The 12,531-nt window shown below is 67.8% G+C and carries 13 protein-coding genes; 9 read left to right on the plus strand and 4 right to left on the minus strand.

Annotated features, from left to right (window positions below):
- The first annotated feature begins 1 nt into the window (after position 1).
- From bluB to AC3WUT_RS06185, 7 genes are all read left to right on the plus strand, one after another.
- Positions 2-778, plus strand: a complete 777-nt coding sequence (gene bluB / locus AC3WUT_RS06155; protein ID WP_492346202.1) for a 5,6-dimethylbenzimidazole synthase — start codon at positions 2-4, stop codon at positions 776-778.
- Complete coding sequence (gene cbiB, locus AC3WUT_RS06160; protein ID WP_492346654.1) at positions 774-1,787, plus strand: adenosylcobinamide-phosphate synthase CbiB; 1,014 nt, start codon at positions 774-776, stop codon at positions 1,785-1,787. Before bluB ends, cbiB begins: the two co-directional genes overlap by 5 nt.
- Positions 1,784-2,782, plus strand: coding sequence for an aminotransferase class I/II-fold pyridoxal phosphate-dependent enzyme (locus tag AC3WUT_RS06165; protein ID WP_492346203.1), 999 nt, complete (start codon positions 1,784-1,786; stop codon positions 2,780-2,782). The genes cbiB and AC3WUT_RS06165 overlap by 4 nt, the downstream gene beginning before the upstream one ends.
- Before the next feature lie 55 nt (positions 2,783-2,837).
- Positions 2,838-4,301: a cobyric acid synthase gene (locus AC3WUT_RS06170; protein ID WP_492346655.1), complete on the plus strand. Its 1,464-nt coding sequence runs from the start codon at positions 2,838-2,840 to the stop codon at positions 4,299-4,301.
- Between the two features lie 251 nt (positions 4,302-4,552).
- Entirely contained in the window at positions 4,553-5,932 is a 1,380-nt protein-coding gene (locus AC3WUT_RS06175) for a homoserine dehydrogenase (RefSeq protein ID WP_492346204.1), read from the plus strand.
- 94 nt (positions 5,933-6,026) lie between these two features.
- On the plus strand, positions 6,027-6,632 hold the full coding sequence (locus tag AC3WUT_RS06180; RefSeq protein WP_492346205.1) for a hypothetical protein: 606 nt from the start codon (positions 6,027-6,029) through the stop codon (positions 6,630-6,632).
- Positions 6,633-6,698: 66 nt separating this feature from the next.
- Positions 6,699-7,403 (plus strand): phosphatase PAP2 family protein, encoded by a 705-nt coding sequence (locus tag AC3WUT_RS06185; protein WP_492346206.1) that lies wholly within the window; start codon positions 6,699-6,701, stop codon positions 7,401-7,403.
- A 135-nt stretch (positions 7,404-7,538) separates the two neighbouring features.
- Here the strand turns inward: AC3WUT_RS06185 and AC3WUT_RS06190 are convergent, their stop codons facing one another.
- Positions 7,539-7,832, minus strand: coding sequence for a hypothetical protein (locus tag AC3WUT_RS06190; protein ID WP_492346207.1), 294 nt, complete (start codon positions 7,830-7,832; stop codon positions 7,539-7,541).
- Between the two features lie 251 nt (positions 7,833-8,083).
- On the opposite strand from AC3WUT_RS06190, the gene AC3WUT_RS06195 reads away from it, so the two are divergent.
- Positions 8,084-9,280 carry an MFS transporter gene (locus AC3WUT_RS06195; protein ID WP_492346208.1) on the plus strand — a complete coding sequence of 399 codons (1,197 nt, stop codon included), beginning with the start codon at positions 8,084-8,086 and terminating at the stop codon, positions 9,278-9,280.
- Between the two features lie 90 nt (positions 9,281-9,370).
- On the opposite strand, the gene AC3WUT_RS06200 is transcribed toward AC3WUT_RS06195, so the two are convergent.
- Positions 9,371-9,667 (minus strand): hypothetical protein, encoded by a 297-nt coding sequence (locus AC3WUT_RS06200; protein WP_492346209.1) that lies wholly within the window; start codon positions 9,665-9,667, stop codon positions 9,371-9,373.
- A gap of 71 nt (positions 9,668-9,738) precedes the next feature.
- A complete protein-coding gene (locus AC3WUT_RS06205) occupies positions 9,739-10,041 on the minus strand; it encodes a hypothetical protein (protein WP_492346210.1) in 303 nt (100 codons plus the stop codon).
- Positions 10,042-10,348: 307 nt separating this feature from the next.
- On the opposite strand from AC3WUT_RS06205, the gene AC3WUT_RS06210 reads away from it, so the two are divergent.
- Entirely contained in the window at positions 10,349-11,914 is a 1,566-nt protein-coding gene (locus tag AC3WUT_RS06210) for a class I adenylate-forming enzyme family protein (protein ID WP_492346211.1), read from the plus strand.
- A 24-nt stretch (positions 11,915-11,938) separates the two neighbouring features.
- Here AC3WUT_RS06210 and AC3WUT_RS06215 read toward each other — a convergent pair whose 3' ends face one another.
- Positions 11,939-12,502 carry a lipid-binding SYLF domain-containing protein gene (locus tag AC3WUT_RS06215; RefSeq protein WP_492346212.1) on the minus strand — a complete coding sequence of 188 codons (564 nt, stop codon included), beginning with the start codon at positions 12,500-12,502 and terminating at the stop codon, positions 11,939-11,941.
- Positions 12,503-12,531 lie beyond the last annotated feature (29 nt).

Raw genomic sequence — 12,531 nt, forward strand, 5'->3', positions numbered from 1 at the left:
CATGGCCAGCGAGCTCTCGCCCCGGCACGGCGATACCCCCTCAGCCCGTCAGGGTGATGCCCAATCAGCCCGTCCAGGCGCCGACACCTCGCCTGCCGCCCAGGCCTTTGCGCCTGCCGAGCGTGAGGCCGTGTACCGGGCCATCCATCAGCGCCGCGACATGCGCCACTTCAGCGGCGGGCAGGTGGCCCCTGAGCTGCTGCGCCGCTTGCTCGATGCCGCCCACCACGCCCCCAGCGTGGGCTTCATGCAACCCTGGCGCTTCATCCGCATCAGCCAGCCCGACACCCGGGCCCGCCTGCACGCCCTGGTCGAGGTCGAGCGCGTGCGGACCGCCCAGGCCCTGGGGGTGAGGCAGGAGGAATTCTTGCGCCTCAAGGTGCAGGGCGTGCTTGAATGCGCCGAACTGCTGGCCGTGGCGTTGAGCGACGGGCGTGAGCGCCACGTCTTCGGGCGTCGCACGCTGCCCCAGATGGACCTGGCCTCCGCCAGTTGCGCCATCCAGAACCTGTGGCTCGCGGCCCGTGCCGAGGGCCTGGGCATGGGCTGGGTTTCGATCTTCGATCCGCTGGAGGTTGCCCGCGTGCTGGGCTTGCCCGAAGGGGCCGAGGTGATCGCGCTGCTGTGCCTGGGGCCGGTCACGGCCTTCTACGAACAGCCCATGCTGGAGCAAGAGCGTTGGGCGCGCCGCGCCGCTTTGGGTGGGCTGGTGTTCGACGAGCAATGGGGACGGCCCAGTGCCTTGTTTGCGGAGGGGCCTGGCCTTGAGTCTGATTGAACCCTGGGTCGGCCTGGCGCTGGCCGCGGCGGTGCCCCTGGCCCTGGGGGTGGATCGCCTGTGGGGCGAACCGCCCACCGCCGTGCACCCGGTGGTCTGGATGGGGCGTTACCTGGGCTGGGTCGGGCATCGGCTGGCACCCCGTGAGGGTGTGGGCCCCGACCCCGAGGGCCGGCGGGACCTGCCGCGCCTGCTCGGCGGGGCCTTGCTGTGGTGCCTGGGCGCGGGGGCGTGTGTGGCTCTGGCCGGCGGCCTGCAAGCCTGGGCCCTGCAGCAGCCGGCCTGGTTGACGGCCGGGGTGCTGGGGCTGGCACTCAAGCCGCTGCTGGCCTGGCGTCTGCTGGGTGAAGAGGTGCAGGCCGTGGAGGATGCGCTGGCCGTGTCGCTGCCCGCCGGTCGTGCCCGACTGGCCTGGCTGGTGAGCCGGGATGTCAGCCAGCTGGGGCCGCATCAGGTGCGTGAGAGCGCGATCGAGTCCCTGGCCGAGAACCTCAACGACTCGGTGGTGGCACCCTTGTTCTGGTTTGCCGTGGCCGGTTTGCCGGGGGCCGCGCTGTACCGCTTTGCCAACACCGCGGATGCGATGTGGGGCTATCCGGGCTGGCGCGGCGGCAGCGCTGGGCGCCACTATTGGGCCTGGGCCGGCAAATGGGCCGCCCGCGCGGACGATGTTCTGTCCTGGTGCCCGGCGCGGCTCACGGCACTGTTGCTGGCCTGGCCCGGGCGCTTGCGTTGGCATGGCGTGCGCAGTGAGGCGGCCAAGACCCCTTCGCCCAACAGCGGTTGGCCCATGGCGGCCATGGCCTTGCGCCTGGGCGTGCGCCTGGGCAAGCCCGGAGCCTATGTGCTGAATCCGCTCGCGCCGACACCTTTGCCGGTCCACACGCAGCGGGCCTTGTCCTGGGCCGGTACGGCGGTGGTGTGGGCGGTGGCCTGGGCGGGGGCGCTCAGTGGGGGCAGCCTGGCCCTGGCCTCGGCCTGGTCCCGCTGCCTGGGTGGGGTTGCATGAGTGCGCTGCCGCGCGTGCATGGCGGCCCCGATGCGCAGGGGGTGCCGCAGCACGACTTTTCCACCAACAGCAATGCGTGTGGCCCGTGCCCGACTGCCTGGCAGCAGGTGAAGGCGGCTGATGCCGCCCATTACCCCGACGCGGCGTATCAAGCACTGCGCGAGCGGCTGGCCATGCACCATGGGGTGGCCATCGATCGGGTGCTGCTGGCGGCCAGTGCCAGTGAGTTCATCTTCCGCTTCACCGCCTGGGCCTGGCGCGAAGGCCTGCGACACGTGCGCCTGCCTCGGCATGCCTATGGTGACTATGCCCAGGCGGCCCGGGCCTGGGATCTGGCGCTGACGACGCATGAAGACATTGCCGGCCCCGTGGCAGACGCTTCTCCGCGGCCCTGTCTGGCCTGGGCCTGTGAACCCGCCAGCCCTCTGGGCGCTGACCTGCCCGGGGACGCGGTGTTCGACGGCGCTGCCCTGGCGGTGCTGGACCGCGCCTACGAGCCCCTGCGCCTCAGCGGTGCCAGCGGGCTCTCTGCAGCCTGTCTGGCCCAGGCTTGGCAGCTCTACAGCCCCAACAAGGCCCTGGGCCTGACGGGGGTGCGCGGGGCCTATGCACTGGCCCCTGTCGGAGCCGAGGCGGCGGTGCCCGCCCTGCAGGCCTTGTGTCCGTCGTGGCCGCTGGGCGCCCATGGCGTGGCCCTGCTGCAGGCCTGGTGCGAGCCGGCCGTGCAGGATTGGCTGGCCGAATGCAGGCCTCGATTGCGCGCCTGGAAAGACCAGCAGCAGGCACTGTGTCACCATCTCGGTTGGCAGGTCCGGCCCAGCCAGGCCAACTTCTTTTGTGTGCAGCCCACGCCCGCCCACGCGGCCCGCCTGCCGGCCTTGCGCCAGCAGGGCATCAAGCTGCGCGATGCCACCTCCTTCGAGCTGCCGGGGTGGTGGCGCATGGGCGTGTTGCCCCCCGCATCCCAGCAGGCGCTGGCCCAGGCCCTGTCTTGACATCGGAACCGACATGACCCTCCAGAAAACAACCCCCGGCCCGGCGCATTGCGTCATGGTGCTGGGCACCACCAGCGGTGCCGGCAAAAGCTGGCTGACCACGGCCCTGTGCCGTTGGTATGCGCGCCAGGGCTTCAAGGTGGCGCCCTTCAAGGCGCAGAACATGAGCAACAACGCCCGTGTGGTGGCGGGGCCGGGCGGCCAGTCCGGCGAGATCGGCAGCGCCCAGTACTTTCAGGCCCTGGCCGCCGGGGCTGAGCCCGAGGTGCGCATGAACCCCTTGCTGCTCAAGCCCGAGGCTGACACGCGCAGCCAGGTGGTGCTGCTGGGCCAGGTCGACACCGCCTTGACCGAGATGCCCTGGCGTGGCCGCAGCGAGAAGGTGTGGCCCGCCATCGCCCGGACCCTGGACGACCTGCGCGCCGACCACGATGTGGTGGTGATCGAAGGCGCTGGTTCGCCGGCAGAGATCAATCTGCATGCCAGTGACATCGTCAACCTGCGTGTGGCGCGCCATGCCCAGGCCGAATGCCTGTTGGTGACCGACATCGATCGCGGCGGTGCTTTTGCCCACCTCTACGGCACCTGGGCCCTGCTGCCCGAGGACGAACGCCCCTTCATCCAGGGTTTTGTGCTGAACAAGTTTCGCGGCGATGCCAGCCTGCTGGCCCCCGGGCCCGAGATGCTGGAGCAGCTCACCGGCGTGCCCACCGTGGCCGTGGTGCCGATGAAGTGGCAGCACGGTCTGCCCGAGGAGGACGGCGTGTTCGACGACCGCAGCGCCGGCGTGAGCGGCGCGGTGCATACCCGCATCGCGGTGGTGGCCTACCCCCGCATCAGCAACCTCGATGAGTTTCAGCCGCTCAAGAATGTGCCTGGTGTGCGCCTGAACTGGGCGCGCAGCCCGGCCGATCTGGACGGTGCCGACTGGGTGATCCTGCCCGGCAGCAAGGCCACGGCGGCCGATCTGGCCTGGCTGCGCTCACAAGGCCTGGACCAGGCCGTGGCCCGCCATGCCGAACGCGGTGGCCGGGTGCTGGGCGTGTGCGGCGGCCTGCAGATGCTGGGCGAGGCCCTGATCGACACCCAGGGCATCGATGGCAACGCCCCCGGACTGGGCCTGCTGCCTCTGGTGACCACATTCGAAGCCGAAAAAACCGTGCGCCACACCGAGGCACGCTTTGCCGACGTGGCCGCGCCCTGGGCCGCCCTGTCACAGGTGGCCCTGCAAGGCTATGAGATTCACCACGGCCAGACGGCTCAGCACCCGGCCATGGCCGCGGCCGGTGATGTGGCGCGCGAGCTGATCCCCGGTTTGGCCTGGCAGAGTGCCAACGGGCGTGTGTTGGGCCTGTACCTGCATGGCCTGTTCGAGGATGCCGCGGTGCTGCAAGCCCTGTTCGGGGCCGATGCACCCACGCTGACGCAGGTGTTTGACCGCCTGGCGGACCAGGTCGAGCAGTGCTTCGACCCGGCCTGGCTGCAGCGCAGCTGCGAACGGGCCCGGGCAGGGCATTGAATTTTGCCGTTACACTGTGGCGCATGTCTTTTGAACGCAGCCTCAACGCCTTCTTCACCGCCTGTGCGGTGTCGGCAGGCGCGTCCGTGATCGCACGGACCGGGGCATCGTGCATGGGCATGATGATTAGCACCATTACCACCGCGGCCCCCTAGCAGCGTTGGGGTGGCCGTACCGGCTGCCCCTGGTGTGAGTCTCCGAACCAACCCAGCCCGGCAGCTGGGTTTTTCATTTCTGGTCCGGAGAAACACATGTACCACGATCCCGAATCCCATTTTCCCGAGGGCGCCCTGGCGGCGGCCTCGTTGCCGGCCCTGCGCGTGGGCCTGATCGGCCTGGGCACGGTGGGCGCAGGCACTTTGCAGGTGCTGCAGCGCAACCGCCATGAGATTGCGCTGCGGTCCGGCCGGCCGATCCGTGTCACCGTGGCCACGGCGCGCAATCTGCAGCGCGCGGCCAGCCTGGTCGGGCCGGGCGTGCGACTCGTGAGCGATGCCCAGGCCCTGATCGCCGACCCGGAGGTCGATGTGGTGGTCGAGGCCGTGGGAGGGACCGAACTGCCCCGCCAGTGGTTGTTGCAGGCACTGGCGCTGGGCAAGCCCGTGGTCACCGCCAACAAGGCCTTGCTGGCGCACCATGGCAGTGAGATCTTTGCGGCCGCCTCGGCCGCCGGCACCTGTGTGGCCTTTGAGGGCGCGGTGGCCGTCAGCATCCCGATCATCAAGGCCTTGCGCGAGGGCCTGGGGGCCAACCGCATCGAGTGGGTGGCTGGCATCATCAATGGCACCAGCAATTTCATCCTGAGCGCCATGCGCGAGCGCGGCCTGGGCTTCGAGGCGGCGCTGGCCGAGGCCCAGCGCCTGGGCTATGCCGAGGCCGATCCGGCATTTGATGTGGACGGCGTGGACGCGGCCCACAAGCTCACCTTGCTGTCGGCCATGGCCTTCGGCACGCCGGTGCAGTTCGAGCAAGCACATGTGGAGGGCATCCGCCACCTGCAGGCCCAGGACGTGCGACTGGCCGAGCGCCTGGGCTACCGCGTCAAGCTGCTGGGCGTCACGCGGCGCCGGCCCGAAGGGCTGGAGCTGCGCGTGCACCCGGCCCTGTTGCCGGCCGACCAATTGCTGGCCCAGGTGAACGGAAGCATGAACGGCATCCTGGTCAAGGGCGATGCCTCGGGGGTCACGATGTATTACGGGGCGGGGGCGGGTTCCGAGCCCACGGCCTCGGCCGTGATCGCCGACCTGATCGACCTGGCGCGCCTGCACGGCGGGCCGCAACAGCACCGTGTGCCGCACCTGGCCTTCCAGCCCGCGGCCTTGCGGCCCTTGCCGGTGTTGCCCATGGCGGCATTGCGTGGCGCCCATTACCTGCGCTGGAGCGTCGCGGACGAGGTGGGGCTGAACCCCTTGATGGCCCGCCTGGCGGCCGCACTGGAAGCCCATCGCATTCCGGTTCGCCGGCTGGAGCGGGTGCCTGGCGAGGCTGGGCAGGCGCCGGCCGTGGTGGTGTTGACCGGGCCGGCCCTGGAGGGCGACGTCGTGGCGCTGCGGGAGTCGATGGCCTTGTCTTTGGCCTTGGCCGACACGGTGGGCGGCGCGGCCTGGCTGCGCATCGAATCGCTGGCCTGATGCCGCCTGGACGCAGGCGGGTGGCGTCGGATCGGGTCCGGGCTGGCTACACTCAGCGGCTCTCCAACCCAATCAACGCTGACCGCTGCCCCCGATGGACTTCTTTTTATTGGCCCTGTTCGCGGGCTTCGCCTTTCACATCGTCAAGACCCATGACCAACGCCGCCGCATCGGCTTGCTGGGCAGCGTGCTGGGTCAGTACCAGATCGAAAAACTGATGGAGACGGTGACCGAGGGTTACTTGCGTGCACTGGGGGAAAAGGATTTGGCACGGCGTGACCAGATCTGGCAACTGCTGGCCAGCGCCGAAACCAGCCTGAGTGACCAGTTCAGCCGCTTTGCCCAGGAGTTTGCCCGGCTCGATGCTTCGCTCACCCGGGTCAGCCGGTTCCCCGTCGCCTTGCCCTGGGTGGACCGACTGCTGCCGGCCTTCACCTTCGATCTGCGCGAACTGTTCAAGATCCACGCGCGCGGATTGGCCCAGGCGGCCCAGGCCCAGGGCGGCTTGTCGCAGCGCGATCGGGCCTATCGGCTGTCGGCTGAGTTGTTCCTCATGCAGCACAGCTGCCACTGGTTCTGCAAGTCGAAAGCCGTGGCATCGGCCCGCTTGCTGAGGCGCCACCAGACCTCGCACGCGCAGGTGCTGGCGGCCGTGTCGCCCGAAACAAGGCGCGCCTACCTGGCCCTGGTGGCGGGTTGAAACCCTGTTGCCGGGTTTCATCGCTACACTTCGCTAGGTATTAACCATGAGAAAGCTGAGCCTTCCATGATCGATGGGTTGCCCGTCACCCCCCAAACCTGGGAGAGCATCACCTCGCTGGGGTCCGCGGGCCTGATGCTGCCGGTTTGGCTGTTGACCTGGCTGGGGGTGTGGCTGGCCCGCGAGCGACTGGCCGCCGGGGTTTGGCTGGTGACCCTGGGGGCGGCGGTGGCCCTGACGCTGATCAGCAAGACCTTGTTCATTGGCTGGGGCATCGGCATCGCCGCCTGGGATTTCACGGGGTTCAGTGGCCATACGCTGCTGGCGACATCGGTGTTTCCCATTCTGTGCAGCCTGTTGCTCGCTCCCCAGCAGCGGCAATGGCGTTGGCTGACGGCTGCGCTGGGTCTGAGCCTGGCCGCGCTGGTGGCGGTCTCACGGGTGGTGTTGGGGGCGCACAGTGTCAGCGAGGTGGTGCTGGCCTGGTTGCTGGGGGCGGCGGTTTGCGTGTGCACGCTGCTGGCGCTGGGGCGCGTCAAACCTTTTCCGTTGCTGGCGGGCCTGATTCCTCTGGCGCTGCTTTTGCTGGCGGGGCGCGCGGCACCCCACCTGCCCACGCACGAATGGGAGGTGCGCATCGCCCTCAAACTGTCGGGGGCGGAGCGGCCCTACACCCGCGAACAACTGCAGCAGCAATCCGGCGCGTCTCGCGAGCGGGCCTGGCACAGGTCTGACCAGACCGATCAGCCGACACGACTGGCCATCCGCTGACACCGCGACGGAACCTGATCACGCCGCAGTGCTGCCCGCTGGACGAACAACAAAAAACAAAAACCGCTGGGCCCAGGGCTGCAGCGGTTTTTTTCTGGCCAGGCCTCACCGCGCGGGGTGAGGTCTTCTGAGGGCTCAGTAGCTCAGTTCACCGTGCGGCAGCATGCCGGCACGGTTGGCTTGAGCGGCAGCCTGGCGCACTTCGACGCGGGTCAGGGCCGACTTGACCTGGGGCAGCACCTTCGACTTGCTGTCCACGTCGGCTGCGTGCTGTGCGGCGACCAGGGCTTCGGCGTTCACTTCGGCGCGGGTGCGCTGGGCCACGGCAGCGGGGGTCTGGTTGTACTCGGCCAGGCCTTCAGCAAAGCTGGGGGCGGCGGCGAAGGCCGAAGCAGCGATCAGGGCGGAGGCGATGAGAGTGCGGTTCATAAGGGATTTCCTTTAGGTGTAATGCCGACTTGCTGAAATCACAAAATTGGGGCAGCGAGTCGATGGGTTGAACTTTATTCTGATTAGCACATGAGTAAAACGATGCCTTTGGAAAAATACTATTTCTGTTTTCGCAATAAATTGCACGTCTAGCACTGTTATGGCGCCGTCTGCACCGAATTGGTGACGTGCAGCACCAAAGCGGAATCGGGCCAATCCCGGCAGAATCACAGGCTTTTCAGAAGGCCTGAATGAACTCCTTGTCCCTGACCTTGCGCCTGCTGGGCCTGGCTGCATTCGGCAGCATGGCCTCGATGCGGGTGTGCGACCCAATGCTGGGGGTGCTGGGCCATGACTTTCAGGTCAGCACGGGCGAAGCCTCGCGTGTCATCGCCGCCTTTGCGGTGGCGTATGGCGTGCTGCAGTTGTTCTATGGCCCTTTGGGCGACCGCCTGGGCAAGATCCGGGTGATCAATCTGGCCACGGCGGGCTGTGCGGTGTTCAGCGCCTTGACCGCGCTGGCCCCCAGCCTGGACGTGCTGGTGCTGTCGCGTGCGGCCATGGGCGGTGCGGCGGCCGGCATCATCCCCTTGTCCATGGCCTGGATCGGTGATCAGGTGGGCTATGAGCAGCGGCAGGCCACGTTGGGGCGCTTCATGGGCGCCACGGTCACCGGCATGATGGCGGGGCAGTGGTTCGGGGGGGTGGCTTCCGAGTACCTGGGCTGGCGCGTGGCCTTCGGCCTGTTGTCAGCCCTGTTTGCTGTCGCGGCGTTCACGCTGTACCGCAAGACCGGTGCGCAGCGTGCCGCACACGCGCAGGCCTTGAGCCAGACGGCGCCTGTGCCCTGGCGCCGTTCCTTCCATGCCACCTTGGCCTTGTTGCGCCTGCCCCGGGTGCGCTGGGTGGTCACGGTGACCGCCATCGAAGGGGCGCTGGCCTTTGGCACCCTGGCCTTTGTGCCGAGTCGCCTGGTCAGCACCCTGGGCTTCAGTCCATCGACGGCAGGCGGCGTGATGATGCTGTACGGCGTTGGGGGATTGCTTTACAGCCAGTTTGTCACCCGCTGGTTGCGCCTGCTGGGCGAACGGGGGCTGGCCCTGCTGGGGGGCACCTTGATCGCTGTTTCGTTGTGGGCGCTGGCCTTCGTGCCGCTGGCGGCGGTGGCGGTATCGGCCTGCTTTTTCGCCGGGCTGGGGTTTTACATGCTGCACAACACCTTGCAGACCCAGGCTACGCAGATGGCACCGCATGCCCGAGGCAGCGCCGTCACGCTGTTCGCCTGTCTGCTGTTTCTGGGGCAAAGCCTGGGCGTGCTGGTGGTGGGCAGCACCGTGGACCATGGGGGGCTGGCCGCCGCCATGGCTGTGGCGGGCCTGGGCGTTCTGGTTCTGGCTTGGGCGGTCTCACGGCGGGTGGCGGGGCGGATGGTGGTGTCGGCGGCCTGAATGAAAAAAGCCCCGCCAAGCAGGGCAAGGGGGGCAAGAGGAGTGTTGAGTTGGCTCTGGCGTCTGGGCGTTGCGCGACCAGTTTCAGCGTCAGAAGCTCAGTTCACCGCGCGGCAGTTGCCCGGCACGGTTGGCATCGATGGCGGCCTGGCGCACCTCGGTGCGGGTCAGGGCCGACTTGACTTGCGGATGCACCTTGGACTTGGCGTCCACGGCCACGGCAGCCTGGCGGGCGGTCGCGATGCCTTCCAGGCGCATTTCGGCGCTGCTGCGCTGGGAAACGCTGGCAGGTGTCTGCTGGTATTCAGCCAGGCCTTCGGCAAAGCTGGGGGCGCTGGCGAAGGCGGCGGCGGCGATCAGGGCGGCGGTGAGGATCTGGCGGTTCATGGTGGGCTTTCGGGATGAGTTTGGATGGGAGGTTCGTGCTGGAGCGGCCCGCACGGGCCACTCGCCGGGGATCAATAGGTGCTGAGGTCGGGCACCAGGCCGGCGCGGTTGGCGGCGGCAGCAGCCTGGCGCACTTCGGAGCGGCTCAGGGCTGACTTGACCGGGGCGGCGATGCGCGACAGGGTGTCCGGATCAGCCGCGCGCTGGGCGGCCACCAGGGCCTCGGCATGGACTTCGGCGCGGCTGCGTTGCGACACCACCGGGGTCGGGCCCTGGTAGGAGTCGGCTTCACCGCCGGCAAAAGCCGGGGCGGCGGCGAACGCTGCGGCGGCAGCGGCGGAGACGAGGACATAAGCCATCAAAGAGCGGGACATGGTGAGTTTCCTTTCGTATGCTGAAAAAACGTTCCGGGCAGGTCGGGCCGGGGGCCTGGCTTGTCCAGCCTCGATGAAGCGTTGTTTCTGGCTCGCGGCTCATCGATGGAGTGACTGTAGGTGATCGTCTGTTGCAATAAAACAGCTTTTCTTGCAAATGAAAGTTCCCAAAACGGAAACAATCTCAGTAGAAAGCCGTGCACACACCGCCTTTAAGCCCCCGCTTTGGCGGGTTCAGTCGCTGTTGCGACAGGGGCGATCGGGGGGGCGCTCCTTATCATTTCGCCTCCTTTGCCGCCACACACCCATGAGCTCCAACACTGCCACCTCGCCTGCTGCCGCAGGCTTTCAATCCATTCCCGACATGATCCGTGCCCACGCGCTGGCCGAGCCAGGCCGGCGGGCCTTGCTCGAAGAGCAAGGTGGTGCCACCCAGGCCCTGAGCTACGGCGAGCTGGACCGGCTGATGGACCAGGTGGCGACGGCCTTGCAGCGCGACGGCGTGCAGCCTGGCCAGGCCATTGCCGTGTGTGCCAGCAGCTCCATGGCCTATGCCACGGTGTTCCTGGGGGCCTTGCGCGCCGGGGTGGTGGTGGCCCCGCTGGCGCCCGGCAGCACCCCTGAAGCCCTGGCCAGGATGCTGGACGACGCTGGTGCCCGCCTGCTGTTCACCGACGCAGCGGCCGCCGCCACCGTGGCCGAGGCCGGTCAGGGGCGGGTGGCGCGCATTGCACTTGATGGCTCGGCCGTGGGCATGCCCCTGGCCCACTGGCTCGCTGGCAGCGAAACCGCCCCGGCGCGGGTCGAGATCGAACCGGGCTGGCCCTTCAACATCATCTATTCCTCGGGCACCACCGGCACGCCCAAAGGCATCGTCCAGTCGCATGGCATGCGTTCGGCCCACGTGAGTCGGGGCGCGGTTTACGGCTATGGACCCGAATCGCTGACCTTGCTGTCGACCCCGCTGTACTCGAACACCACCCTGGTGGTGTTCTTTCCGACGCTGGCTTTTGGTGGCAGCGTGTTCCTGATGCCCAAGTTCGACGCCGCCACCTACCTGCGCCTGGCGCAACAGCACCGCATGAGCCACACCATGCTGGTGCCGGTGCAGTACCAGCGCCTGATGGCACGGCCCGACTTCGATGCCCATGACCTGGGTTCGACCCACATGAAGTTCTGCACCAGCGCGCCCTTCCATGCCGAGCTCAAGGCCGACGTGCTGGCCCGCTGGCCCGGTGGGCTGGTCGAGTTCTACGGCATGACCGAAGGCGGTGGCACCTGCATCCTCAACGCGCACGTGTCTCCCGACAAATTGCACACCGTGGGGCAACCGGCGGAAGGGCACGATATCCGCCTGATCGACGAAGCCGGGCAAGAGGTGCCTCCGGGCGAGGCCGGTGAGGTGGTGGGCCACTCGGCCGGCATGATGACCGGCTACCACGGTCAGCCCGAGAAGACGCGCGAGGCCGAATGGTTTGCACCCGATGGCAAGCGCTTCATCCGCACCGGTGATGTGGGCCGCTTCGATGCCGATGGCTTTCTGAGCCTGTTCGACCGCAAGAAGGACATGATCATCTCCGGCGGCTTCAACATCTACCCCAGCGACCTCGAGGCCTTGCTGCGCAGCCACCCGGCCGTGGCCGAGGCTGCCGTGGTGGGCATGCCCTCGGTCGAATGGGGCGAGACCCCGGTGGCCTTTGTGGTGTCGCAGCCCGGTGTCGATCCGGACACTGAGGCGCTGCGCCAGTGGCTCAATGAAAGAGTGGGCAAGACCCAGCGGCTGGCGGCCCTGCACCTGATCGACGAACTGCCCCGCAGCGCCATCGGCAAGGTGCTCAAGCGCGAGTTGCGCGACGCGTACGCTGCGCGTTGAGCGCCGCGGGCACAGGGTCTGAGTTCAGGGCTTGATCTTCGAGATCTTGGTGCCTTCCAGGCTCAGGCTGGCCATCAGGCCTTCCTGGTCGAACACGTAGGCGTAGGCGTCATTCTTCAGGGTGGTGGTGCTCAGGTTGCGCGCCACGCCCTCATCCACCAGCACCACGGTGGGGCCGACACCGAACTCCCAGCCTTGGGACTGGTGCAGGTATTTGACGGCCTTGTCGTTCATCAGAAACACCACATAGCCATACGACTGGGCGCCGGCCTGCCAGCCGAATGAGCCGGTGACCGAGTTGTAGAAGCCCTTGGGCAGACCGTTCTCGTACAGAACGCCTTCGCCATAGGCGCCGCCAAAAATCAGGCCGGCCTTGATGATCTTGGGGAACACCAGAATGGCCTTGGCGCTCTTGGCCAGTGCTTCCGAGCCGGGGCGGGTCTTGTACAGCTGTTGCAGGCTGATCTGGGCCTGCTGGCTCAGCGCGCCGCCGTCTGCGGCCAGCGCGGCGGGGGCGCTGAATCCGGTGGCCAGCAAGGCCGCGCCGGTGAGGGCCAGGGTATGGAACATGCGACGGGTGGTGGTCATGGGTGTCTTCCTTGCTTCGTTCGACGGGG

The sequence above is a fragment of the Curvibacter sp. EU05-FHT14A10 genome (genome assembly GCF_058791075.1).